Below are 25,672 nucleotides of genomic sequence, written 5' to 3'. Positions count from 1 at the left end.
CCTGTGTAAACCGCTGAAACATTTGTTCCGCCTATGTTTACACTAATCGATGGCACACCGCCAGTAGTATTAACGAGCACATTTTCACTGTACGCTACTGTAAAGTTCAACACACTGCCAGCTTTATAATAACCATTTACAGGTACACTTACCTGTGTTACTACCGGCGCCGTCACATCTGCTGTTACACTAATCGTGTTGCTCGCAGTGTTACCGTTGCCGCCAATATTCACGGCTACATCTGCCGGCAATGAAGCGCTGACAGCTCCATCAGTTATCGGTGTGATGACAATAGTATAGGTGATATTGTCCGCGGTTTGCGGCGCGGCAGCAGTAGCATTGGTTAATGCAAAGTCTGCTACGATAAGACCTATTACCGCTTCGCTGAAGACAGCGGTTACGGTAAACGGCGCGTTCACAACGGCTGCGGCAGCGGTAGACAGTGTTACTGTTGGATGCGCCGTATTCACAAATATCCCGGTGGTGCTGGCAATATTATTCAATAAAGTCTGCGCATAATTGCCAACAGCATCTTTGACAGTACCTCCATTCATAACCATAATACTATATAGAGCGATGCCATCCATGTCCATATCTCCATTCTGTACCGTGTAACTAAAGGATAACACCTGCGTACCGGAACCATTGGTATAAACCGCCGGAACTGTTGTGCCACCAATATTTATTCCTATGGTTGGCCGGCCCTGAGTAATGTCTACCACCACATTCTCACTGTATTGCAGTGCAAAGGTTAATGTGCTCCCGGCCTTATAGTAACCATTAGCAGGTACACTTACCTGGGTAATTACCGGTGCTGTTTGATCTGCGATTACGCTGAGCGTGTTACTGGCGGTATTGCCGTTGTCACCAATATTAATGGCTGCATCTGCTGGCAACAGCACACTGACAGCACCATCTGCAGTGGGAGTTGCGGAGAAAGTATACGTGATATTATTGATCGTCTGCAAATTGCTGGCCGTGCCATTGGTAACGGTGAAATCTGTTGCAACAAGACCATTCACTACTTCCGTGAAAGTTGCCGTAACAGGGAATGATCCATTCACACCAGGACCAGCGGTTGTAGATAATACAGCAGCCGGATGCACGGTATTTATAAATATGCCGCTTGCATCCACATTGCCAGGGAAAATCAGGTTCGCATCATTACCCGCAACATCCCGGATGGTGGCGCCCGCACCTAATGAAATGGCTGGGCCAATTGAAATACCATCTACATCCATATCTCCGTCCTGTATCACATAACTGAATGTCAGCGCATTGGTACCGGAACCACTTACATATTCAACCGGAACAGTTGCTGCATCCATATTAATAGCCATCAGCGGAATACCATTGGTGGTATTCACGATCACGTTTTCATCAAAATGAACAACGAAACTCAACGTCTTCGTGGCATTATAATATCCATTGGCGGGGATATCTACCTGCGTTACTTTAGGCTGCTTAAAGTCGGCAGTCACAGTAATTTGATTCGATGCCGTGTTTCCGTTTTGCCCCGTATTCACCGCTGCATCTGCAGCAAGTGATACACTTACAGGCCCATTCGTCATCGGCGAAATATCTATCGTGTAGGTAATATTGTCTGTTGTTTGCGGCACATCTGCCATCGCATTCACCAGATTGAAACCCGCTGCTGTGAGTGCCGTTACCGGTTCACTGAAAACAGCGGTTATGGTAAATGTACTGTTCAGTATAGCCGGAGCCGTGGTGGATAATGTTACAGTGGGATGTGTTGTGTTGACTAATACTCCGTTGGTAGCCGCCACATTTTGCAGTGTAAGCGCAGCATTGTTACCCGCTACATCGCTGATCACTGCGCCATTCAACATAAGATTTACACCAACAGCAATACCATCCATATCTCCATCACCATTCTGCACTACATAATCAAAGGTCAGCTGAGAGGTACCGGAGCCACCGGTATATTGCGCCTGCACTGTTGTTTCGCCGATAATCACCGCCAGAGAAGGTGTTCCACCTGTTGTATTGACAATTACATTCTCACTATATGCTACTGTAAAGCTTAATGTACCGGAAGCGTGGTAATAACCATCTGCCGGCACGTCTACCTGTGTAACTACCGGTGGTGTAAGATCACCAGTAACCGCAATCTCGTTAGATGCGGTGTTGCCGTTTTGCAAAGCATTTTCTACAACATCTGCAGGAAGCGATACGCTAACAGGGCCGTTACCGGTAGGTGTTACCCATATTGTATAAGTGATATTATCGTTCGTTTGCGGAGTAGTTACGTTCGCATTTGTCATAATGAAATCAAACGCGGTAAGTCCCGTCACTGCTTCACTAAAAACAACCGTTACCTGGAATGGATCTTTCAACACAGCTGGTGCCGTAGTTGACAAAACAACTGAAGGGCGCGTAGTATTCACCGTAATGCCAACAGTATTATTTGCTGGCAGTCTGGTAAGTGCATCATTTCCCGCCAGATCCTTAACACGTCCACCGCCCCATCCAATATCACGCCCCAACAATATGCCATCCAGATCTTTGTCACCATCTTTTATGGCGTAGCTGTAAACCAATGTATTGGTACCGGATCCGGAGGCATAGAAAGCCTTTACCGCCTTTGTTCCTATGGTAATGGGTATATTAGGTGTGCCTCCGGTTGTTGTAACATACACCACTTCATTATACTCCACTGTAAAGTTCAGAACACCGGTGACATTGTAGGTACCGTTGGCCGGTAAGGTTAGCTTTGTGATTTTGGGGTCCGTATAATCAGCCATCAGGATGATCTCATTAGAGGCACTATTCCCGCTTGAATAGCCATTCACAGCGCCATCAGCCGGCAACAATATCTTTACCGGGCCATTAAAATTTGCTGCTACGTCTAAAGTATAGTGGATATTATCTGTTGTGGTGATCCCATCAAAATAGAGATTGGTTGTCTGGAAACTTGATGCTGTTAACCCTGTTACGGCTTCACTGAAAACGAGTGTTATGGTAAACGGATTATTTACCAGGGCAGGTGCTGTGGTGGATAATACCGCTGTTGGACGTACTGTATTCACAGTAATTCCGCTTGGATCAGTACCGGCAGGCAATGTGAGATTCGCCTTATTCCTGGCGGCATCCCGGATACGGGCGCCGTTCAGCAATAGACTGGCTCCCAGTGCAATACCGTCCATATCTGTATCCCCATCCTGTACCTTATAGCTAAAGGTCAACGCATCATTACCTACCCAGGCAGTAAAGTCTGCCACTACTGTTTTCCCTCCGATGGTTAACTCCAAAGTAGGATTTCCATTGGTTGTCTGTACAATTACATCTTCGCTGAAATGGACGGTAAAATCCAACGTGCTGGTAGTACCATATTTTCCTGCAACGGGGATATCCAGCTTTGTAATCGTGGGTACCGTCAGGTCAGCCGTCAAATCCAGCTGATTAGAAGCGAGGTTACCATTCGGACCTGAATTCACCGCCGAATTTGCAGGAAGTGATACGCTCACCAGCCCATCGGTAATAGGGGTGATGTCTACAAAAAAATTAACGTTATCGGTAGTTGTTGGCTCGCTGGCCGTAGCATTTACTAATGTAAAGTCTGATGCGGTAAGTCCGGATACGAAATCGCTGAATACTACAAGGATCTGAAAAGGACCATTTACGATCGATGGTCCCGGGCCGCTTATATCCACTGTCGGGATCTTTGAATTAATTAAGACACCACTGGCATCCGTTACATTATTCAGTGTCATTACAGCGTTATTCCCTGAGATATCCTGTATAGTTCCCGATGAAATCGTCAATGCTGGTCCTACGACTATGCCATCGAGATCCTGATCCCCCGGTTGTATGGTATACTTGAACATCATACTCGTCGGACTAACAGGAACGTATAAGGGGAGCATCACTTGTCTGGAACCTATCGTTACCGGTAAATAAGGTGTTTCACCAACAGGATTGATAACGACAGCTTCGGAAAAATCAACAATAAAAACAAAGGGATCTCCTGTTTGATATGCTCCCGCTACAGGCACGCTTACAGCTGTAATCACCGGTGCTACATTATCCACCGAAATACTCACAACGCCGGAAGCTATATTATTATCTCCAACAGTGTTAGTGAACATCCCTGCAGGCAAGCTAACAGAAAGCACGCCGGTTACAGCAGCAGGAAAATGTACAGTGGCTGTATATAAACGGGGATCTGACGTTGCCATCAAGTTATTCACATAAGCACCCGGCATTCCGCTTAAACTGAAATCACTTACCGAAAACCCTACCACCGGCTCACTGAATGTAACCGTAATAATAGCCGTGGTGGAATTGGATTTCAGAGGCATTGACAGCGTTGCTGTAGGAGGCACACGATGAGCTACATCTGCGGCCTTTACCAGGTAGCTGCCGAACAGCATAATAAATACAAGGAGCAGTAACTTAATGTTATTGAGTAGAGAATGATTCATATAGACTCATTAAAAAAGCATAGAGGAAGGATACTATTCTTCGGAAATCCAGAGAATAATAATGATGGATTGACTAAGATTATCTGAACAGGTGGATGGTAGCCCCTATTTCATAAGTATTATTAACATAGGTTTTGATTCCCCCGGTCTGAGCTGTGTACAAAACCCGGATCGCTAAAGTTTTCATGATATCCACCCCAATTCCGGCAGTCACGCTTTTAGAGGTATGATATATTGCCAATACGTTGGCAACCTCATTTAGTACGGCCACGTTGACGCCTATATCAAAGATGTTATCATAGCCTCTTACGCCACGATAACAAATCTTTGGTTCCACGCTGCTGATCACCGCATCGGATGTAAACCGGTAGGAGGCAGCGGAATAAAAGGTATTACCGCCATCTACTTCATTATTGTCTCCTGTAACCAGCCCTCTTATATTAGGAACGGCGGCTTGCAGATTCCAATGGCCATCTGTATAGGCCATTCCGAATTCGCCTTCAAAATAATCATCCCGGCGGTTGAATGCCCCGATAGAAGGATCGTTAGGGTCTCCACTCAGGTCTTTGGTATTTAAACGTTGCATGTTAAGCGCAAGCGAAAGTCCGAAACTTAACTGCTGTCCCTTATCACTTAATGGCAGGTGATAAGCATAGGTGAGTGCTATCCGTGTGCGGTTGAGTAAGCCGGCAGCATCATTAAACACCCGCAATCCCGCACCCACTCTGTTACCGATGTTCCCGTCGGCCGACAAAAATTTGGTGACGGGCGCACCTGCAACATCCCCCCATTGATTCCGGTAGGAAGCATTGATGTGCAACCCCGTATCTATGCCTGCCATGGCAGGATTGGCCAGGTACTGATTTTGAAAATATTGGGTCCCGGAAGGCTCCAGTAACGCTGCTGCTTTGCTGAAAGATTGAGCCATACCACGTAGGGAGAGCAGGAAAAGACCGGATAACAGGAATAAACAGATACAGGATTTATTACGCATAATCTCTTATTGGTTCAATTTTAACCCAGGATGATCGCTACTATGTTATTACAACAGGTAAATAGATGCGTTGCACTCATTCGTCCTGTATCAATAAAACAAGGCAAATGAGTGCGCTTCCAACCATCTGGAATTTTCTGTAAAGAGATATCATCCACGATAAATAAACCAATAACAGGTGTCGACAAAGTGTATACACATAGCAAAACTTTCGTTGTATACACGGATGAACAAGTCTGTAAATAATTGATTCTCTAATAGTTATATAAATCTGGATTAATTTTGTTCCGGAGAGGATGAAATAGAACCTGTGGGGTTATTCATCTTTTTATTTAACCTTGCTTTCGCCTGTCTTACACTGGCTGGTTCTATATTAAGTAACGCGGCAATTTCTTTGGTAGACAAATGAATATGGAAATAGGCGTACAGTCTTAGTTCGTTTTTGGTCAGGGTAGGGTGACTGGCTTGCAGGTTTTCAAAAAAGTCGGGATGCACCTGCTCAAAATGCAATTTGAATTTATCCCATTCTGCGTCCAGGTGCTGCCCATCCTTTAGGGAAGACTTAATATTTTTTAAGCCGGGATGTTTAACATGTGGATAAAGATTATCAATATCCTGAAGCTGATCTTTCAGATCTGCCAGCAATTTATTTTTTTGATGTATATACAAACTGTTACCAACGAGTTCACGTTGATTGGCTTCCAGCTTTTGTTGTAACAAATCATTCTTGTCCTTTTCTTCCTGGATAGTCAGCACAATCTGCTCATTTTCCTTCTCAATCACCTCACATTTGTACATGGCCTGTGCAATGTCTGTTTCCAGTTTCTCCAGCTCCAGTTCCTTTATTTTCAACTCCTCATTCACCACCCGGATACGGGCCAATAGTGCTACCGCAAATGTGAATATCTGGGAAAATATAGCCATTTCAGGCAACAGCAAGCGGTTTTCTACATAAGGTGGCGATGAATGAATAATGAAGTATGTGGCAAAAATGACGATAAAAAGTAACGGCAATATATTCGCCAGTAAAAAATGTTTGGCGGCTCTTACTTTGTATTTATAGGCAATTAAGCAGGTCAGGATAACGGTTAACATTATGGATACGATGAGAATATTATCGTACAACAATGTGAAACTATCTAAATAATATAATCCTGTAATGGTAATAACGGCAGACACTAATGCAAACCAGACATAACCATACGTAAGATATTTAAGCACCTTATCGCAGCGAGGCAACAGCTTTTCCGTACGCAGGTATATCCGGGTCAGCTGAACAGCTCCCGAAACAATAATCGCGGACGCCACATGTAAAAAGAAAGCATTGAGATCATAGGCATAGACGGTTCCATCCGGGTTCAGTCTTACATTGCATATAGCAACCGGAAAAAACAGGTTAAAAAAATGCTTAAACGAGGTAACAAAAATAATTCCGCCAATCTGTACTGCCAGGTAGCAACCATAAATATTATCCTTTAACTGCAAATAAGTATATAAGCTATAGCCGCAGAAACTGAATAATATAAACACGCCCACCAGCCAGGAATACCATAAAAAACTTTCCCGCCCATCGAAGGAAATCTCTTTTTCCAGTATAATAAATGGTTGTATACTATATCCATAAGATTGTATGTCGCGGATATCGATTTTTATATACAGCGTATTTTTGGTGTCTCCCTGAAAAAAAAGCGGAACCACCTCTCTTTCCCTTTGTTGAGCCGGGACTGCTAAACCAGCGCGGTGACTGACCCATTTGCCGTGAGTGCTATCAAAAAAATACAGGGTATAATTTAGCCGTAGCGATAACGAAAGCCGATAACTCTCCTTATTGGGGTAGGGATTTTCCACCACCACTTTCACCCAGTAGTAATCAGTAGCAGCAGTGTTTAATAAAGTATGCTGCGAAAAAGCCAGGGTGGTATCTCTCAGTATCCGATCAAAGCTATACTGACTATCCCGCAGTACATCATACGTTTTAATCTGTAAAACAGCATCATTTGTTAAAACATGCGTGGGTTGTGCGTTTAACCTGGTAACAACACAAAGCAGTATAAGGAATAAATATTTTATTTTTCGGGTTGGCATCCGGACCTATGTTACGAGTATTTCGTACTGACGTTAAAGTTAGTAGGTTTAACTTTATCATAGGGAAATAATTTAAAGAAAACGAAAGGAGAGGAGGGTGGTATTAAACGCTGGTTGGGGAAATAATTTCATTTATGCAATTGATAATTTTCAATATGTTATAAATATTATTATGTAATTCATTCTATTCTCTCAGCTTAGGTTTTAATACCTCGCCTATTTCCCTTTGATTCAAAAAAAGAAAAGGCTTTCAGTGTTTGTACCCTGAAAGCCTTCCGGAGAGACTATCGTTTTCGGTTACTTTTCTGTGTTTTTGTATTGCACTTCAACACATCTACCTGCTTTTGCAGATCAATAACGTACAGCGTTAGTTCTTCTATCTTTTGCAGATATAATTTGTTTATTTCTCCCAGGTCTATTCCTTTTTCGATCACCTCTTTTTCAGAGGGGATACCGGGAAGATGTTTGTTCTCTTTTATAAACTGTTCCACAGCAGGAAGCTTCGGGAGGTTATAATCCGGATGAAATACATAATCGGCCCATGCTTCCTGGGTTACTTTTACGCTTCTTGCGCCGATGGCACCGTTCACCGTGAGTTTGTAGGTCGGATTATCCACGCCGATGCCTACATTTTTGTTACCTGCAATTACCATAGAAGATCCTATTGTGGTACCGGTTCTTCCATTTTCGAAAATAATTTTGCTGCCGATATTAGCCGCTCCGATATGCAGATCCCTGTAGCTTTCGATGATATTGGAATTACGCTGCGTAATTACAGGATAGTTGGATGCAGTGTTTCCGATATACAATTGAGAGTTGTTCATTCCTCCATGAGTAATCGCCATTATATTAGAGTAAGTAGTGTCACTGCCCGCGAGGACCAGGCGATTAGAAGTTGCGGCATTTTTTATCACAACAGCCCCCTGGATTCCCACTTCCTCTGTGGCATTGAAGATGTTTACATCAGTGACCTCATTACCCTTCACTAGTTTTAAAGCATCATTCATAGCATATCCTGTAAAGGAGAAATTGAAAAGGGTTGACGCTTGAGGAATGGAAACCGCCAGATATTGAATCGAATTGTACGTTAGTGTCACCAACGCAGCACGATCACTAAAAGACACCAGGTTACCGGTATTCTTATTGTACGCAGAAGCTGTGTTCACATCAACGATCCATTTCCGGTTTGATCCAACCTGACTGCCTCTCACAGCACTAAAACGTCCCATTACATGATAATCGGCAGGCAAAATAGTACCCGTATACATAACATGTAGCAGGATGTAATTTTCGGTTATATTATCATCTGATTGTCCGGGAATCCCCCTGTCTACATAATAATTCCTGCCATTGTCCACTACCTGCAATCTGCTGGTGGGAGTGGCCGTTCCAATGCCCACATTCCCATTGGCGGCAGGTAAAGCATTTTGTGCAAAAACGTTCAATGAACCTGATAAAAGGAACAGCAATAATAATTTTGAAAATTTCATAGAGAGATAAATTTGAAAATATAATTTGATGATTAGGTTAACACGATCTTGATTTTAAACAATAGCTATCAGATCAGAATTTCCTGGCACAATACAATTCTTTTTTAGCATTTATTCTTAAGAAATGTACACCATCTTTGATGCCACTAATATATAACAGATATCGCTGAAATGCTAATGGCTCTATCCTCCTTCCACCTGCTTCATCTAATAACAATTTAAGAAATTGAATTCAGATAATTCTACTGTAGTATGACATGGCAAAAATGGTGGATCAAGTTGAAAAGTTGGGGGATATCTTTTTTCAATATCCTCTAAATGCTCATACACTGGCATTTGTCATTCTCAAATCCCCACTGAACTATCGCTGAATATTATGCAATACTCATTACACTGGTTCTAGATAATCTTCAATTTGTCCAGAAAATAGGTTCCCCGGATTATGTTATATTTATAGTAATCAAAATAATCTCCCATGGCAAAACAAATGTCTGTCATTTCCTTTACGGGAAAACTCGGGAACCTCATAGGGTATAAGCGCAATGGCGAATACTTCCTGCGCTCCATGCCTGAAAGCGTACGGCAAACCACGGCTACCCGCCGCGCATCCCGGCGCTTCGGCATCGCCAGCAGGAAAGGCGCTTTTATCCGTCATACTTTCTACGCTCACCTGGATATCCATTGTGACGGCGGCCACATCAATCGGCTCAACAAACTACTCATTGCTGCCGGCGATCATCATGAGGCCCTTACTGGCTTCCGCTTCAATCAGCATACCGGAGTAGATCGTTTCTTTACGGTGGCTCCCCGACTTCTCCCTAACGGGATATTAAATATTCCCGCACAAACTATCGCCGGGTATAAAGGTATTGCTGCCCTGGAAGTAAAAGTGATCGCTACGCGTATTGATTTCATATCACGTCAGGTGGCGGGTAGCGAAACGGTTACATTAATGATAGAGCCAGATACCACTTTCCAGGAAACAAATGTTTCGCTGGAGGTACCCGGGGAGGGCTCACTGGTAATAGTTTTCCAGGTAAGAGCCCTATACAAAGATGGCCCATCCGCCAACAGACAACATATGGCCGCCGATATTATTGCAGTAGCAGCGCCACAGATACCCAAATATGCTCATAAACGTACCTACGCAAAGCGGACGAAATTGCTTCCCAAACTTATCTATACACACGCATATCCAGCTATCATTCAACTGGAATAAAGCTATTTTGCCTCCGGAGATATTTTGATGAATAATCCCTTTATACCTGCTTCCTTTCAATAGTCTATCTCTTTCCTCAGCTACAGCCTGACACTGAAGCAACCCTGCTATGGCCACTTCTGACCGCCATCTATCTTCTGATGCAATTTCATCGGGGTTATACATCCGGACCTCATCCCCGCATCAAGTCCACCTCTCCTGCGCTGCTTCTATAGGTACATAGCGGGTGCTAAGCATAGCATCGACAGCGTCTACATAATGAAAAGGTAATGTTGACTATAATAAAGGGTGATCTTAATGCACTATATCTTAAAAGCGTATTTAGAGATAACGAAGATAAAATTCCTTCTAAAATATCCGTGATGCAGGTTTTTGGGCAGCTGGCAGGCTTCTTCCTTTGTAGATTAACTAAACTGTTTGCTTAAAATTTACACTATCTCCCAGGTTTTCAACTTGATCGCCCAAGCTCAATTAGGGCTGATCTGATTGTAAAAATCTATCTTCCGTTATTGAAAACAAAGTTTAATATCCTTCTCCAAAAAACTCCTCCATCGTCATTCCAAACGCACTAACCACCTTCACCAAACTACTAAACCTTAAATCCTTCCCTTGCTAAGTATATTCTTTCTCTTTGTTTAATCTTTTACTACAGATGGGACACTCACTACTACCTGCCTAATCATCGCCTTCTCGGATTCTTTTTGCAAAGTTTGATAATTTGATTTGCCCTATAGCATATTAGGGATATCAGTAAAATCAGACATGAAAATAAAATATCAAAGCGACAGAACAGAAGCATAAGGCAAATGTTAACGGCAGCTGATCTCTTAATAACGTCGCCGATGGCATCGTTGTTAAACTCTAATATAATTTGTGCTTTTAATTTAATGACAGCAGTAGGGGTTCAAGGGATAAGTATTTTATTTTCTGAAAAGGCATCCGAACCTATGTAACGAATATTTCGTACTAACGTTAAAGTTAGTCGGTTTGGAATAAATCATGGGAAAAATAAATGGGGAGAGAGGATAGAGAAGGTTTTCACCTTTAAATACAATTGACAATCAAAATATTAATACTGATAAAAGAATATCTATCAAAAGGCAATCTATATGTTCAATATCCAATTTATCATAAATTAATATGGATACTCAGTAAGGCATTTTCTAAATATGTAAAATGAAAATGCCATGCACAAGGTCCGTAAAGGCCGATAGATAGCGAGGCTATCGCTGAAAAAGAAAAGAATTACAAAATGTTGATGAAGATCATTCTTTTATTGCTTCTTCTGTACGTAATTGCCTATATCCACGTGGGTTTTCCTTTAGCTTATTCCAATCAATGTTATTATAACCTCAAACCTAAATTCAGTTTTATGAAAACGAACTACTTTATTCATTTGTGTTCTTTCGTTGGCATTACAATGCTTATTACCATCAGCTGTAAAAAGGAGCCAGGCAATAATTTCCCTTTGTCATATTGTGACATTTTAAATATTAAAGGGAGTTTTGATGCCAGACCAGACAGCATAACATTTAACTATGATGCAATAGGAAACCCCGTAAGTGTAATAAGGGCCGCACCTTCTACAGGCTTCCCTAACTACCAATTCAGATATGATAAATTTCACCGGCTTACGGACTATATTACATTGTTTCCCAACAGCACTGAGTTTGAGACCTGGCATAGGTATTACTATCATGAAAATAAAATTGTGTTCGACAGCATCTTTCAGTTCGGATTACTGGGCGATGTTCCAAGACCATCGCCAATTGTACCAAATCTTTTTATTCGTGGATATGCTACATTTGAATACGACAACCTTGGGAGAATAAGTAAAACAGAAGACTCTATTGGATGGGGATATGGCAAACTTACAAGGTACTATACCTATGATACGAAAGGTAATTTGGTAAAAGTTTTATTTCTGCCTGGGTCTACCCCTGGGCTAAGGGATAGCCTTATTATAAGTGATTACGACAACAAAATTAATATGCACAGAACACATCCTGTTTGGCAATTTCTGGACAGGATGTACAGCCTGAATAACCCTATTAAAGCAGATAGTTACAATAAGCGGGGCTTGCCATTGGCTTTTGGCACTTCTTCTAATTTAAAAAATGCCAAAGTACTGGATCCTGGTGGTTCCCTGGCTGATTTTCTGGAACTGGGAACCTACCAGTTCATACAAATCAGGTATAGCTGCAATTAAGAATGCACTCAAAGGTGTATGGGATGTAGCGTTTTTTTCTCTACTGATTAACTAAATTATATGCTTAATATTTTTTGCGGTTCCCCCAGGTTTTCAACTTGATCCACAGTATGTATCAAAACATGTATCAAATGAAAAAAGGCTTTCCGCGTCAATCCGCTGAAAGCCTTTCCTGTAGTGTGGTCCCACCTGGGCATGATCCAGGGACCCCCTGATTATGAGTCAGGTGCTCTAACCAACTGAGCTATAGGACCCGTTCCGAAGAACAAAAATTCCCCTTTTCAAGGGACGGCAAAATTAATTATTTTATTGAATTAACCTAAAATATTTTTTCTACCCCAACGCTTACGCCTATACTTTAATAAATTTGCCTTCAATCTTTCACCATATGCAAGGCATCAAAAACATCATTTTCGATCTGGGTGGCGTAATTCTCAATATTAACTACCAGCTTACCAGCGACGCTTTTACCCAACTGGGGGTGAAGAACTTTAAGGAGCTGTATTCGCAGTTTCATGGCTCCAGTTTGTTTAACGACCTGGAAACAGGGCATGTGTCAACGCAGGAGTTTCTCGCAGAAATGCATCAGCATGTACCGGAAACCGTAACAGATGAGCAGTTAAAGGCTGCGTGGAATGCCATGTTACTCGACTTCCCGTTACAGCGCCTGCAGTTATTGCAGCAGTTGCGGCAACATTATAATCTTTATTTACTCAGTAATACCAATGCTATTCACCTGGAGGAGTTCAACAGGATGCTGCAGGAAACCCGGGGAATCCCTTCTCTGAGTAGTTTCTTCGACCGGGCGTACTATTCTCATCTGATGGGGCAGCGGAAGCCGGATAAAGCATCTTACCAGATGGTATTGGATGAAAATGGGCTGAAAGCGGCGGAAACAGTGTTTATAGATGATCTTTTACCTAATATAGAAGGGGCTAAAGCAGTAGGGTTACAAACCATTCACCTGGAAGCTCCTAAAACGATACTGGATATTTTCCGCCCGGCAAGTGCGGTATAAAGAAAAAGGCTGGTTTAGTAAACCAGCCTTTTTTGTTATTTAATTTCTTCGAAATCAAGATAATCTCCTTTATCCACTTTCTTGGGTTCAGGAGGAGAGGAGGGCTGCTTGGGATTTCCCGGCTGCGCACCTTGTTGGCTTTCATATTGCTGCCGCATATGATCCTGCATATCGCTCATCTGCCTACGTACTTGCTTGGTCATTTTATAGCCCGGTATGAGCAGGTCAAATACCAACTTGTACAGCAGCCAGGCAATAAATATGGAAAAGAGAAATTTCAACATAATGGTGCGAAGTTAGCGGAATATAGTATCCGGCGCCTTGAAAATCACCTCATTTTAAGGTTTTTTTAACTTTCCGGTAGGATTAAAATCCAAGCAAAGCAACGCAGGTTAATGCCTCTTTCTTGTTAAATTCCCAGGCCATTTTGCGGTAGTTAATGGAGTCTATGATGGTTCCCACAAAGCAAAAGCCCAGTGTAATGAAGTATATAACTCCCATGGCAATCTGGTTCAACAGAAAGCGTTGAACTCCTGCAGGACCGAGCAATCCAATCAGGCTGCAGATAAGAACAGTCTGCGGATCCTTACGTCTGCTTTGGTATACAGTCAGAAAACGTTGTTTATTTTCTTCAGAATAGCCTTTAGTGAGTTCCTGTAACCATATCAACTCCTCGGTTTCAATTCCAGGAAGCGTTACGAATGAAAAAGCGGTCATAGTATTGGGTTTATTGTTGTTTAAGGTCAACGTATTGGAGGCGGGCCAGTTGTATGGTGCGGTATAGCAATACCACTACTACCAGGGGCGACAGCCAGTGATGGTGGATCGCAGCAGACCATTGGCCATGTAAAAAATAATGGATACCGTGGCCTAAGCCGCAACCGGGACAAAAGGGGATGCCCAGGTTTTTTAGTAAACATAAGCTAGCGGCATTTTCATCGGGTGTCATTAAATATAGCAGAACCAGCCCCAGGGGCCAGGCAATCAGTTCTATATTTATTTTTTGCCAGAAAGCAGTGCTCACATCAAATATTTTAAAAATACATATGAATGATGGCAGAGCCTCTCATCTAAATATTTATATACAAGTTAAAGAAATAGTTTTTCAATCAAAATAAAATCCTAATTTTGTATGAGGAAAAATGATTCAAACGAAGGGGACGAGATATTGTCCCCTTCGCGCTTTTTGTATGGCAAACGAACACGTGATAAAAACTATCCGGGAAATGGCAGAAGGACTGCTGGCTAACGATCCCGACAATTTTTTGGTAGACATCAGAATTAAGCCCACTAACAATATCAAGCTCTTTCTGGACGGAGATAAAGGGGTGCCGGTGGCTACACTGGTGTCGTTTAACCGTCAGTTATATCCTTTGCTGGAAGCAGCTGAACTGTTCCCTAACAATGATTTCTCCCTTGAAGTCTCGTCCCCCGGACTGGATGAACCGCTCAAACTGCACAGACAATACCTTAAAAATATTGGACGCAAAGTGGAAGTAACCCTGCTGGATGGCTCAGTAAAGGAAGGTACCCTGCAATCAGCAACCGAAGAAGAGATTAACATTGAAGAGTTGATAGGCAAGAAGAAAGAGAAGAAATCAACCGATTTAAAACTTAATGAAATAAAGCACACAAAGGTGTGCATCGTGTTTTAAAATATAACAACTAAACATGGCTAGTATTAACTTGATTGAGTCATTTACCGAGTTCAAGGAGGCGGAAAATATCGACCGTCCTACATTGATGAAGGTCCTGGAGGATGTGTTCAAAACACTGCTGCGGAAAAAGTATGGCTCAGATGAGAATTTTGACGTGATTGTAAATACCGAAAAAGGTGACCTTGAAATATTACGCCGTCGTACCATCGTAACCGATGGAGAAGTAGAAGATGAAAACGCACAGATCGCATATTCCCAAGCTATCAAGGTAGAACCGGATTATCAGGTAGGTGAAGATTTATATGAAGAGGTAGAGATCATGGATTTCGGTCGCAGGGCTATCCTGGCGGCTAAACAAACTTTATCTGCCCGTATCGGCGACCTGAAAAAGAATATTCTGGTCAAGAAATACGCCGACAAAGCAGGTGAAATTGTAAATGGTGAAGTATACCAGGTTTGGAAAAAAGAAGTTTTATTGCTTGATGATGAAGGGAATGAGTTAATTTTGCCTAAATCTGAGCAAATCCCCACAGATTATTTCAAAAAAGGGGAGAACGTAAGAGCGGTGGTGAAGAAAGTGGAAATGAAAAACAACGCACCACTCATCATTCTCTCCCGTACACATCCATCCTTCCTTGCTAAATTGCTGGAAATTGAGGTGCCTGAGATCTTTGACGGCCTGATTGTGATCAAGAAAATAGTTCGTGAACCTGGTGAAAGAGCCAAAGTGGCAGTAGAATCCTACGACGATCGTATCGATCCGGTAGGTGCCTGCGTTGGTATGAAAGGTAGCCGCATACATGGTATCGTGCGCGAACTGAGAAATGAAAATATAGATATCATTAACTTTACCACCAACATTCAACTGTTGATTCAGCGTTCCTTAACACCCGCCAGAATCAGCCGCATGGAAGTGGATAACGAAAACAAATATGCTTCCGTTTACCTCAACCCTGACCAGGTATCACTGGCCATCGGTAAAAAAGGCGTAAACATTAAGCTGGCTTGCGAACTGACTGGTTTTGAGATTGATGTATTCCGTGATGAAGCACAAGAACAGTCTGAGTTTGATATCGATCTGGAAGAATTCTCGGATGAAATCGAAGAATGGATAATAGATGAACTGAAGCGAATAGGTTGTGACACTGCCCGCAGCGTATTAGAACTGACTGTTGAAGAACTGGTTCGCCGTTCAGATCTGGAAGAAGAGACAGTGCAGGATGTAAGAAGAATATTACAGGAAGAGTTTGACAAAGAATAAAGCCGAGCCACAACCCTTCCCAGGTAAAGGCCTTATTAGAAAGGGAATTGATTTTTTCGAGTTATTGTTTAAACGTAAAAAAACATCCCGTTTTGAAGAAACGGGAAACAGGGGAGGCCCGAAATACGATATGCCTGAAACAACAAACAACACACCACGCTTGCTGGCTGCAGCCAAGGAGTTTAATATTGGTAAGGAAACCCTCATCGATTTCCTTGGCAATAAAGGCTTTGACATGGGTGGCTTTGGTTCTCCCAATGCCCGCCTTACGGCTGTTATGTACACAGCACTGCAGTCGGAGTTCCAGCAGGACAAGGCTAACAAGCGCAAAAGCGACCAGATAGCCCTGCCCAAAGGAAGCGTGTTAGAAACGATGAAGAAGAAAGAGAAGGAGGAAGCGGAAGCGGCGGCTAAAAAGAATACCAATAAAGAAAATGAGGCAACTCCCGCTCCAGTAGCAGAAGCGCCTAAGGAAGAAAAACGTGAGCCTCAACCGGAACCAGTAAAGGAAACCCCTAAACCGGAACCACAACCACAGGCAACTGTTGCCCCGGCAACAACACCACCTCCCGCAAAGGAAAAAGCAGAACCGAAGCCTGAACCACCCGTTGTTACAGCTCCCCCTGTTGCGGAAGTTCCTAAAGCACCGGCAACGCCTCCTCCGGCTGAACCAGAAACAGTAAAAACAGAAGCGCCGAAAATTAACGGCCCTAAAGTCATTACTACCATCGATCTGGACGCATTAAACCGCAATAAAAAACCAGTTGCTAAAAAAGCAGAACAGGAAGAAACTCCGGCTCCGCAACCTGAAGCTGTAAAACCTCCGGTGAAGGAAGAAAAACCTACCCCGGCACCAGTTATACCTGCTCCTCCCGTTGCTGAAAAACAACCGGAACCTAAACCAGTTCCTGCCCCTCCTGTACAGGAAGCAACTACAGCTCCAACTGAAAAACCAGTTGAGAAAGCTGATAAAGCCGTAAAAGTAGAACAAGCCCCTAAAGCCGAAACTACCCCTCCGGCAGAGAAAGTAGCGAAAACAGAAAAGACCGATACGACAGAAAAAACGGAAAAAGCCGCACCGGTTGAAGATAAACCTGTAGTTAAAAAAGTGGAAGAAGTATTACAAGAGGCAAAACCGGCTGCAGTCAAAGAACCGGCGCACATTCCTGTTAAGCAAGTCGTAAAGACAGAACATCGCAAACCCACTGCTGCTGTCGATAACACACCACCAACACCTCCTCCCGCTGCCCCTCAGGCACAGGACGAACCAGCTGGTGCTGCTGTCATTGAAAATATTCAGGCCGAAAAATTAACCGGCCCTAAAGTAATCGGCAAAATTGAGCTGCCAGTTCAATCTGACAGACGCGATAATAATAAGAACAACTTTAGCAGGGACGAAAAACGCAAACGCAAGCGTATCATCGTGGAAAAGAAACCCGAACCTGTTCAGCCTAAAGATTTCAAGGAAGGCGACCGCAAAGAAGGTGGCACTCCGGGCGAACATCGCCCTCATCAACACGGCGGACAAGGTGGTGGCGGAAATCGCCCTCACCATAATGATAACCGCGGTGGCGGTCATCAGGGTCAGGGACACCAGGGTGGTGGCGGAAATCGCCCACAAGGCGATAATCGCAACAATAATAACCGTCCAGGCGGCGGCGCCAACACCGGAACCGGTGGCGGTGGTTACAACAGGCCTGCAGGTCAGGGTCAGGGCGGAGGCTATAACAGGCCAGCCGGACAAGGCGGTGCAAGCGGTGGTGGTAACAGACCAGCCGGACAAGGTGGCGGATACAATCGTCCAGGTGGCGGAACCGGTGGTGGTAACAGACCAGGCGGTCAAGGCGGTGGCTATAACAGGCCAGGCCAGGGCGGCGGCGGTTACAACAGACCAGGTCAGGGTAACCGTGGCGAAGACAAACGCACTACCGAAGAAAAAGAAATCGATAAGAACGAGATCCAGAATAAGATCAAGGAAACAATGGCCAAACTCGGTGGCGGTCGCGGTAAAAACGTGAAAGCTAAACACCGTAGAGAAAAACGTGAAGAAAGAGCCCACCAGAAAGCGAAGGAAGGAGATGGAGACAACAAACTCCAGGTAACAGAATTCGTTTCTGTATCCGAACTGGCTAACCTGATGGATGTAAGCTTCGCAGAAGTTATCTCTAAATGTATGGGCCTCGGTATCATGGTATCTATCAACCAACGCCTCGATGCGGAAGTAATAGAACTGGTGGCCGGCGAATTTGGTTACGAAGTGGAATTCATCGGTCTGGAAGATGCAGAAGAATCCGATGATGAAGACGAAGTAGATGATCCTGCAGACCTGGAACCACGTGCTCCGATTGTGACCATCATGGGTCACGTCGATCATGGTAAAACCTCCCTGCTCGATTATATCCGTAGTGCAAACGTGGTAGCCGGTGAAGCCGGTGGTATCACCCAGCATATCGGTGCCTACCAGGTTACTACCGCAAGTGGTAAAAAAATCACCTTCCTCGATACACCTGGTCACGAAGCGTTTACAGCGATGCGTGCCCGTGGTGCCAAAGCAGCAGATATCGCTGTTATCGTGGTAGCTGCCGATGATGCCATCATGCCACAAACAAGGGAAGCAATATCCCACTCCCAGGCTGCTGGTCTGCCAATGGTATTCGCTATCAATAAAGTGGATAAAGAAGGCTCCAACCCTGAAAAAATTAAAGAACAACTGGCCGGCATGAACCTCCTGGTAGAAGACTGGGGCGGTAAATACCAAAGTCAGGAAATATCCGCTAAAAACGGATTGAATATAGATATCCTCCTCGAAAAAATATTGCTGGAAGCAGAACTGCTGGAATTGAAAGCAAATCCAGACCGCGAAGCATCCGGTAGTATCGTGGAAGCAACACTGGACAAAGGCCGCGGTTACGTAGCCTCCCTGCTGGTACAAAACGGTACTCTCCGTCAGGGCGATACCATTGTATCCGGCTCCTTCTTCGGTAAAATCAAAGCCATGTTCAACGAACGTGGTCAGAAAATGGAAGAAGCAGGTCCATCTATGCCGGTACAGGTGCTCGGCTTAAACGGTGCACCACAGGCCGGTGAGAAATTCAAAATGTTCGCAGACGAGTCTGAAGCAAAAGAAGTGGCTAACCGCAGAGCTCAAATCGTTCGTGAACAAGGTATCCGTACCAAGAAACACATCACACTGGATGAAATCGGTCGCCGTCTGGCACTGGGTAACTTCAAACAGCTGAACCTGATCATCAAAGCCGACTTTGATGGTTCCGTAGAAGCATTGAGCGATTCCCTGCAGAAACTGTCTACCGAAGAAATCGTTATCAGCATCGTACACAAGGCAGTAGGTCAGATCACAGAATCCGATGTATTGCTGGCTACCGCTTCTGACGCCATCATCCTCGGATTCCAGGTACGTCCTTCTTCCCAGGCTGCTAAGCTGGCGGAAAAAGAAAATATCGAGATCCGTAACTACTCCATCATCTATGACGCGATCGATGAAATCAAGAGCGCCATGGAAGGTATGTTGGAACCAAAAATCGAAAAGAAAGTGGTGTGCAACGTTCAGGTGCGCGAAACTTACAAATTCGAGAAAGTTACCGTGGCAGGTTGCTTCGTTACCGATGGCAAGCTGACAAGAAACACCCGTATCAACGTGGTGCGCGATGGTATCGTGGTTCACACCGGCGAACTCGGCTCCCTGAAACGTTATAAAGATGACGTGAAGGAAGTGGCCGCCAACATGGAGTGTGGTTTGAGTATTCGTGGATTCAGCGACCTCAGACCTAACGATAACATCGAAGGATTTGAAGAAGTAGAAGTAAAGAGAACATTATAAAACAGCTATCAGCCTTTAGCTATTAGCTTTCAGGAAAAATGCAACGGAGAAAAGAGCGATTATCAGCGTAAAACCTGTAGCCGTTTTTTTCTCCGTTGCATTTTTCCTGAAAGCTAATAGCTAAAGGCTAACAGCTGAATTCTCCCTGCTTATCTAAACTTTTGTTAAATCCATCGACTTTCCCTATGCTACTGACCTTTAAATGGTTATTTTTGATTTTTACCGCTTTTGTATGAAGAAACTTTTAGCATTATCCGCAGGCGCTTTGCTGCTATGGCAAACCTCTTCGGCTCAGCAGAAACTGATTGCAGACAAGATTATCGGCGTAGTAGGGGATAAGATTATCCTCAAATCCGATATGGATGGGGCGCTGGCCGATCAGATGCACAACTCACCAGATGGAAATCTGATGCCTGATGCTGCCTGCAAAACCCTGGAAATGCTGATTTCCCAGAAGGTGATGGTGCTTCAAGCGGAAAGAGACAGCTTACCCGTAAGTGATGGAGATGTGGAAGCACAAATGGAAAACCGTATCCGCTATTTCGAACAGATGTACGGCTCCAAAGAAAAGATGAAGGAAATTACCGGCTACTCCATCTACCAGCTCCGCGAACGCTTCCGTTCACCCATCAAGGAAGGATTGCTGGCACAGGCAATGCGTAACAAAATCATTGAACCGGTAAAAGTAACACCGTCAGAAGTAAAACGCTTCTACGATGCCATCCCTAAAGATAGTCTCAAATTTTACGAATCAGAACTGGAAATAGGTACCATCGTGTTAACACCGAAGGCTACCCGCGAAATGGACCAATACGCCATTGAGCGCCTCCTCGATTTCAAAAAACGTGTAATAAACAAGGAATCAGACTTCACCTCACTGGCTATCCTGTACTCCGAAGATCCAAGCGTAAAGGATAACAAGGGTATCATGGTACTCAACCGCGGTGATAAAAACTGGGATCCTGAGTTCATGGCCGCTTCCTTCCGTTTGAAAGAAGGCGAACTGTCTTCTCCGGTTAAATCCCAGTTCGGATACCACCTGATCCAGATGCTGAAACGTTCCGGCGATAACATCACCGTGCAACACATCATCCTGAGAGCAGCTGTTACCAAATCCGACCTGGCAGCTAATATCGCCAAACTGGATTCTATACGCTCCAGCATCCTGGCAGGCAGAATTAACTTTGCCGAAGCGGTTGCTAAATACAGCGACGCGCCAAGCGCCAAATTTGATGGTGGTATGCTCCAGTCTAAAACAGGCGATGGTAGCACCCTGATCACCATTGATCAACTGGACGATCCAGGCGAAAGAGACATCGTACTGATGCTCGACACCCTGAAACCAGGTAAAATTTCTGCACCTGTGCAGTTCACAGACGAAAGCGGCCGCCAGGCGGTACGTATCGTTTACCTGAAAACACGCTCTCAACCACATAGAGAAAATCTTACGGATGACTACTCCCGCATACAGCAACGTACCCTGGATATCAAACGTGCGGAAGCTATCAACAAATGGCTTATCGAAAAGATACCAACCTTCTATGTACACGTAGATGAGGAATACAAAAACTGCAATCACATCAGCCAGTGGATGGCATCCCTGGCCAAACAATAACATCAGCGGTTAGCTTTTAGCTATCAGCAGTGAATAAAGCGGAGATAGGAGCGAAAAGCTTTTATCTCCGCTTTTTTTATGGCAAAAATTAACCGGGATACACCCTCGCCTCCACGCCATTCTTCACTTTTAACTATACACCCCACAACATAAAACACTAAAAGCTAATAGCTAACTGCTAATAGCTTATCAGCAAAGCCTGATACCTTTACCATCCCCTTTCTGGTTTTCTCCTTTTTTGCCGTACCTTTGCGACTTCAATTTTCTGCCATGAGTGATGCGATCAAACATGAATGCGGTCTGGCATTTATAAGATTAAGAAAACCGTTTTCCTACTACCAACAAAAATATGGGAGCGTTTTCTATGGGCTAAACAAACTGTACCTGCTCATGGAAAAACAACACAACAGAGGCCAGGATGGCGCTGGTTTGGCTACCGTAAAACTGAACACCGAACCCGGCGTTCCCTTTATGCACCGCATCCGTAGTGCAGCTCCACAAGCGATCGGTGATATCTTCGCAAAAGTACGTGACGAAATACAGGAGATAGAAAAATATCAGCCGGAAATTACCAAATATCCAGGGCTGATGAAAGGCCATGTACGCTTTCTCGGTGAACTCATGATGGGACATATCCGTTATGCTACACAGGGTAAAAACAACGTGGAACTCTGCCATCCTTTTGTACGCTACAATACCATTCCTGCCCGTAACCTCGCTATGGCAGGTAACTTCAACCTGATCAATACGGATGAACTGTTTGAGTTCTCCAAAGCAGAACCAGGTGAAGTACACAAAAACAGCGATCTCGCCGCTATGCTGGAAGTGGTACACCATTTCCTCGCTAAAGAAGATAATGAAGGCAGCAATGACCTTGATATCAAAAAAATCCTGCAGCAGGCATTCTCTATGTTTGACGGAGGTTATCATACCTGCGGTCTGATTGGTTCCGGAGATGCTTTCGTAATCCGTGATGCACATGGTATCCGTCCTTCCTACTACTACATTAATGAAGATGTGATTGTGGCTGCCTCCGAAAGAGCCGCTATCCGCACCACCTTTAACGTAGGGGAAAATGAAGTACTGGAACTGATGCCAGGTAATGCCCTCATCGTTAAAAACAACGGCGACTACAGCATCGAACAAATTCTCGAACCTAAAGAACGTAAAGCCTGCAGCTTTGAAAGGATTTACTTCTCTCGTGGTAACGATGAAAAAATATACAAKGAACGTACTGACCTGGGCCGTCTGTTATCCGGTACGGTTTTAAAGGCCATCGATAATGATCTCCGCAATACCATTTTCTCCTTTATTCCAAACACCGCTGAAGTAGCCTTCTATGGCCTGTTAAAAGGACTGGAAGATTATCTCAACAAAATAAAGGTAGAACGGATTCTTTCCTGGGGTAACGACTTTGATGAGGAAAAGCTCACTGAAATGGTGAACCGCCGTATCCGCATCGATAAGATCGCTACCAAAGATGTAAAAATGCGTACGTTCATTACCGAAGATTCCAGCCGTAATGAAATGGTACAACACGTGTACGATATCACCTACGGTAAAGTAAGACCCGGAATTGACTCCCTTGTGGTAATAGATGATTCCATCGTTCGCGGTACTACTTTAAAAGAAAGTATCGTTAAAATGCTGGATCGTTTAGGACCTAAAAAGATCATCATCGTATCTTCCGCCCCTCAGATCCGCTATCCGGACTGCTATGGTATTGATATGAGCAAGATGGGCGATTTCGTAGCCTTCCAGGCCGCCATTGCTCTCCTGAAAGACCACGGCAAGGAACATATCCTGAACGAAGCTTATGGTCTTTGTAAGGAACTGCAACGCACCAATACCCTTCACGCACAAAACGTAGTGAAGAATATATACAAACCATTTACCCCGGAACAGATCTCCGCAAAAATTGCTGAAATCCTCAACCCCGGCGGTATCCGTGCCGAAATAGAAGTGATCTATCAATCTATCGAAAGCTTACATCAGGCTTGTCCGAATAACCTGGGTGACTGGTACTTTACTGGTAATTACCCTACTCCGGGCGGCAACCGTGTCGTAAATAAAGCATTTATGAACTTCATGGAAGGCAAAAACGAAAGAGGATATTAATTTAATAGCATAAAGCTTAAAGGATAAAGCATAAAGCGATTGAAGCGAATGATCAAAGCTAAAGGTGAATACCAGCTTTAATCATTCGCTTCAATCGCTTTTTGCTTTATCCTTTAAGCCATCAGCCTACATCAGATGGCTAAATGTTTCCATGTTAATTTTATCTTAAATAACCCCTTTCCCGCGAACAGTATAAGTCTAACAAGTTAACTTCCTGTAAAATCTGTATTTTCGTTTTCGTTAACTATCGGTTTTCAGCCCATGAAAACATTACTACTTATACGTCATGCTAAATCCAGCTGGACAGATCCAGACATGGATGATTTTGACCGGCCCCTCAATAAACGGGGAAAACAAAATGCCCCGGAAATGGCCCAACACCTCATTACACGGGGTATGGTGCCGGAATTAATCATTTCGAGCCCGGCCAAAAGAGCCAGAACTACTGCTAAAATGATGGCCAGCGAGTGGAAGTATCCCAAACAGGCCATCCTGCTGGAAGAAGAACTCTACCTCTGCTATGCAGCCACCTTTCTGAAAGTCATTACCAAAATAGATGATGACTTCGGCGCAGTGGCCATATTTGCACATAATCCCGGTATTACCGATTTCGCCAATTACCTGACGGAAGAAATCAGAATAGACAACGTGCCTACCGCCGGCGTCTTTGGGATACAGGCAGATACGGACAACTGGAAAGATTTTGACCTGGCAAAGAAAAAGTTCCTCTTCTTTGAATACCCCCGGAAAGACTAATCTTTTACTATTTTGTTATAAGATGCTGTAATCCCTTTTATCAGCGAAGAACTGAACCCCTGATGCTCCATTTCATTTAAACCAGCAATAGTACAGCCTTTGGGCGTAGTTACCTTATCTATTTCTTCTTCCGGATGACGGTTTTCCCGGATCAGCAGTTCTGCTGCCCCCTTTACCGTTTGTGCCGCAATAAGACTGGCGGTGCGTACATCAAAGCCTATTTCAATACCGCCTTGTATATTGGCCCGGATATAACGCAAAGCAAAGGCAATACCACAAGCCCCCAGTACGGTGGCAGCATCCATCAGCTTTTCATCGATGGTAACAGTAGCGCCCAATTGATCAAACATGGTTTTTATATACCGGATCTGTTCTTCGGTAGCATGTTTATGCGAAATACAGGTAATAGATTCCTGTATGGCAATAGCGGTATTGGGCATAGCACGTACTACCGGCATTCCTGGCACTACATGTTCCAGGTCATCGATACTCACACCGGTAACCACGCTGATCAGTATATGCCGCTTCGGATCAAAAGATGATTGGAACTCCTGCAATACTTCCCGCACATTGTACGGCTTTAATGCCACCACAATCACTTCTGACTCGCGGATGGCAACAGCGTTATCCGTTTCTATCCTTACGCCCGCATCTCGCAGCGCAGAAAGGGTGCTGGTATTACGCTTGGTAACAGTGATATCACCGGCCTTTGAAAAACCGCTCTTCAGCAATCCCTGGGCAATGGCCGAGCCCAGATTTCCTCCACCTATAATGGCTATTTTTTTGGCTGACATAACAAATTATGTTTACACTTTAAATCCTACGGAAGGTATAACAAATGCTGCATCCATGCAAGAAGCAGAAAGCGAAAAGCTATTGCAGCGGACATTCCCCGCCCAACCTGCGTATTTAATCGCACTTCTCATCCACTACAAAAGCTTTTTGCTTTCTGCTTTTCGCTTTCTG

17 protein-coding genes and 1 tRNA gene are annotated in these 25,672 nt (G+C 44.0%); 9 read left to right on the top strand and 9 right to left on the bottom strand.

Annotation, left to right across the window (positions count from 1 at the left end):
* The 4 genes from AC1DCV_RS15320 to AC1DCV_RS15305 form a co-directional block, all read right to left on the bottom strand.
* A partial coding sequence (locus tag AC1DCV_RS15320) for an Ig-like domain-containing protein (protein ID WP_477023940.1) occupies positions 1-4,445 on the bottom strand: 4,445 nt, incomplete at its 3' end.
* 79 nt (positions 4,446-4,524) lie between these two features.
* Positions 4,525-5,439, bottom strand: a complete 915-nt coding sequence (locus tag AC1DCV_RS15315; protein WP_477023939.1) for a PorP/SprF family type IX secretion system membrane protein — start codon at positions 5,437-5,439, stop codon at positions 4,525-4,527.
* A gap of 276 nt (positions 5,440-5,715) precedes the next feature.
* The gene (locus AC1DCV_RS15310) at positions 5,716-7,524 is read right to left on the bottom strand and encodes a 7TM-DISM domain-containing protein (RefSeq protein ID WP_477023938.1); all 1,809 of its coding nucleotides are present in this window, start codon (positions 7,522-7,524) and stop codon (positions 5,716-5,718) included.
* 284 nt (positions 7,525-7,808) lie between these two features.
* Positions 7,809-9,014, bottom strand: coding sequence for a hypothetical protein (locus AC1DCV_RS15305; RefSeq protein ID WP_477023937.1), 1,206 nt, complete (start codon positions 9,012-9,014; stop codon positions 7,809-7,811).
* 475 nt (positions 9,015-9,489) lie between these two features.
* Here AC1DCV_RS15305 and AC1DCV_RS15300 point away from each other — a divergent pair, with 475 nt between their 5' ends.
* Positions 9,490-10,233, top strand: coding sequence for a hypothetical protein (locus tag AC1DCV_RS15300; RefSeq protein WP_477023936.1), 744 nt, complete (start codon positions 9,490-9,492; stop codon positions 10,231-10,233).
* 1,372 nt (positions 10,234-11,605) lie between these two features.
* Positions 11,606-12,442 carry a hypothetical protein gene (locus AC1DCV_RS15295; RefSeq protein WP_477023935.1) on the top strand — a complete coding sequence of 279 codons (837 nt, stop codon included), beginning with the start codon at positions 11,606-11,608 and terminating at the stop codon, positions 12,440-12,442.
* 180 nt (positions 12,443-12,622) lie between these two features.
* On the opposite strand, the gene AC1DCV_RS15290 is transcribed toward AC1DCV_RS15295, so the two are convergent.
* Positions 12,623-12,696 (bottom strand) — tRNA-Ile (locus AC1DCV_RS15290).
* 134 nt (positions 12,697-12,830) lie between these two features.
* Here AC1DCV_RS15290 and AC1DCV_RS15285 point away from each other — a divergent pair.
* Positions 12,831-13,460 carry an HAD family hydrolase gene (locus AC1DCV_RS15285; protein ID WP_477023934.1) on the top strand — a complete coding sequence of 210 codons (630 nt, stop codon included), beginning with the start codon at positions 12,831-12,833 and terminating at the stop codon, positions 13,458-13,460.
* 35 nt (positions 13,461-13,495) lie between these two features.
* On the opposite strand, the gene AC1DCV_RS15280 is transcribed toward AC1DCV_RS15285, so the two are convergent.
* The 3 genes from AC1DCV_RS15280 to AC1DCV_RS15270 all read right to left on the bottom strand — a co-directional run bounded on the left by AC1DCV_RS15280 (position 13,496) and on the right by AC1DCV_RS15270 (position 14,484).
* Positions 13,496-13,744 carry a hypothetical protein gene (locus AC1DCV_RS15280; protein WP_441578273.1) on the bottom strand — a complete coding sequence of 83 codons (249 nt, stop codon included), beginning with the start codon at positions 13,742-13,744 and terminating at the stop codon, positions 13,496-13,498.
* An 82-nt stretch (positions 13,745-13,826) separates the two neighbouring features.
* Positions 13,827-14,177, bottom strand: a complete 351-nt coding sequence (locus tag AC1DCV_RS15275; protein WP_477023933.1) for a TM2 domain-containing protein — start codon at positions 14,175-14,177, stop codon at positions 13,827-13,829.
* 10 nt (positions 14,178-14,187) lie between these two features.
* Positions 14,188-14,484 carry a DUF2752 domain-containing protein gene (locus AC1DCV_RS15270; protein WP_477023932.1) on the bottom strand — a complete coding sequence of 99 codons (297 nt, stop codon included), beginning with the start codon at positions 14,482-14,484 and terminating at the stop codon, positions 14,188-14,190.
* Positions 14,485-14,650: 166 nt separating this feature from the next.
* On the opposite strand from AC1DCV_RS15270, the gene AC1DCV_RS15265 reads away from it, so the two are divergent.
* From AC1DCV_RS15265 to AC1DCV_RS15240, 6 genes are all read left to right on the top strand, one after another.
* Entirely contained in the window at positions 14,651-15,115 is a 465-nt protein-coding gene (locus AC1DCV_RS15265) for a ribosome maturation factor RimP (protein ID WP_441578276.1), read from the top strand.
* Positions 15,116-15,131: 16 nt separating this feature from the next.
* A complete protein-coding gene (nusA, locus tag AC1DCV_RS15260) occupies positions 15,132-16,379 on the top strand; it encodes a transcription termination factor NusA (protein ID WP_133807155.1) in 1,248 nt (415 codons plus the stop codon).
* The gene (gene infB / locus AC1DCV_RS15255; protein ID WP_477023931.1) at positions 16,366-20,217 is read left to right on the top strand and encodes a translation initiation factor IF-2; all 3,852 of its coding nucleotides are present in this window, start codon (positions 16,366-16,368) and stop codon (positions 20,215-20,217) included. The genes nusA and infB overlap by 14 nt, the downstream gene beginning before the upstream one ends.
* 232 nt (positions 20,218-20,449) lie before the next feature.
* Entirely contained in the window at positions 20,450-21,832 is a 1,383-nt protein-coding gene (locus AC1DCV_RS15250; protein WP_477023930.1) for a peptidylprolyl isomerase, read from the top strand.
* 390 nt (positions 21,833-22,222) lie between these two features.
* Positions 22,223-23,950, top strand: coding sequence for an amidophosphoribosyltransferase (locus AC1DCV_RS15245; protein WP_477023929.1), 1,728 nt, complete (start codon positions 22,223-22,225; stop codon positions 23,948-23,950).
* Positions 23,951-24,211: 261 nt separating this feature from the next.
* The gene (locus tag AC1DCV_RS15240) at positions 24,212-24,706 is read left to right on the top strand and encodes a SixA phosphatase family protein (RefSeq protein ID WP_441578280.1); all 495 of its coding nucleotides are present in this window, start codon (positions 24,212-24,214) and stop codon (positions 24,704-24,706) included.
* On the opposite strand, the gene proC is transcribed toward AC1DCV_RS15240, so the two are convergent.
* Positions 24,703-25,500, bottom strand: a complete 798-nt coding sequence (gene proC / locus AC1DCV_RS15235) for a pyrroline-5-carboxylate reductase (RefSeq protein WP_477023928.1) — start codon at positions 25,498-25,500, stop codon at positions 24,703-24,705. The genes AC1DCV_RS15240 and proC overlap by 4 nt on opposite strands.
* Positions 25,501-25,672: the final 172 nt, after the last annotated feature.

It is taken from the genome of Chitinophaga sp. 10T418, assembly GCF_056394125.1.
Note: the sequence above shows the minus strand (reverse complement) of the source record. Positions and strands in the feature narration are given on the sequence as shown.

Excerpts from the sequence above, each read along its gene's own strand:
- AC1DCV_RS15315 (WP_477023939.1), bottom strand. The coding sequence starts at position 5,439 with ATGCGTAATAAATCCTGTATCTGTTTATTCCTGTTATCCGGTCTTTTC.
- AC1DCV_RS15310 (WP_477023938.1), bottom strand. The coding sequence starts at position 7,524 with ATGCCAACCCGAAAAATAAAATATTTATTCCTTATACTGCTTTGTGTT.
- AC1DCV_RS15305 (WP_477023937.1), bottom strand. The coding sequence starts at position 9,014 with ATGAAATTTTCAAAATTATTATTGCTGTTCCTTTTATCAGGTTCATTG.
- AC1DCV_RS15300 (WP_477023936.1), top strand. The coding sequence starts at position 9,490 with ATGGCAAAACAAATGTCTGTCATTTCCTTTACGGGAAAACTCGGGAAC.
- AC1DCV_RS15295 (WP_477023935.1), top strand. The coding sequence starts at position 11,606 with ATGAAAACGAACTACTTTATTCATTTGTGTTCTTTCGTTGGCATTACA.
- AC1DCV_RS15285 (WP_477023934.1), top strand. The coding sequence starts at position 12,831 with ATGCAAGGCATCAAAAACATCATTTTCGATCTGGGTGGCGTAATTCTC.
- AC1DCV_RS15280 (WP_441578273.1), bottom strand. The coding sequence starts at position 13,744 with ATGTTGAAATTTCTCTTTTCCATATTTATTGCCTGGCTGCTGTACAAG.
- AC1DCV_RS15275 (WP_477023933.1), bottom strand. The coding sequence starts at position 14,177 with ATGACCGCTTTTTCATTCGTAACGCTTCCTGGAATTGAAACCGAGGAG.
- AC1DCV_RS15265 (WP_441578276.1), top strand. The coding sequence starts at position 14,651 with ATGGCAAACGAACACGTGATAAAAACTATCCGGGAAATGGCAGAAGGA.
- nusA (WP_133807155.1), top strand. The coding sequence starts at position 15,132 with ATGGCTAGTATTAACTTGATTGAGTCATTTACCGAGTTCAAGGAGGCG.
- AC1DCV_RS15250 (WP_477023930.1), top strand. The coding sequence starts at position 20,450 with ATGAAGAAACTTTTAGCATTATCCGCAGGCGCTTTGCTGCTATGGCAA.
- AC1DCV_RS15240 (WP_441578280.1), top strand. The coding sequence starts at position 24,212 with ATGAAAACATTACTACTTATACGTCATGCTAAATCCAGCTGGACAGAT.
- proC (WP_477023928.1), bottom strand. The coding sequence starts at position 25,500 with ATGTCAGCCAAAAAAATAGCCATTATAGGTGGAGGAAATCTGGGCTCG.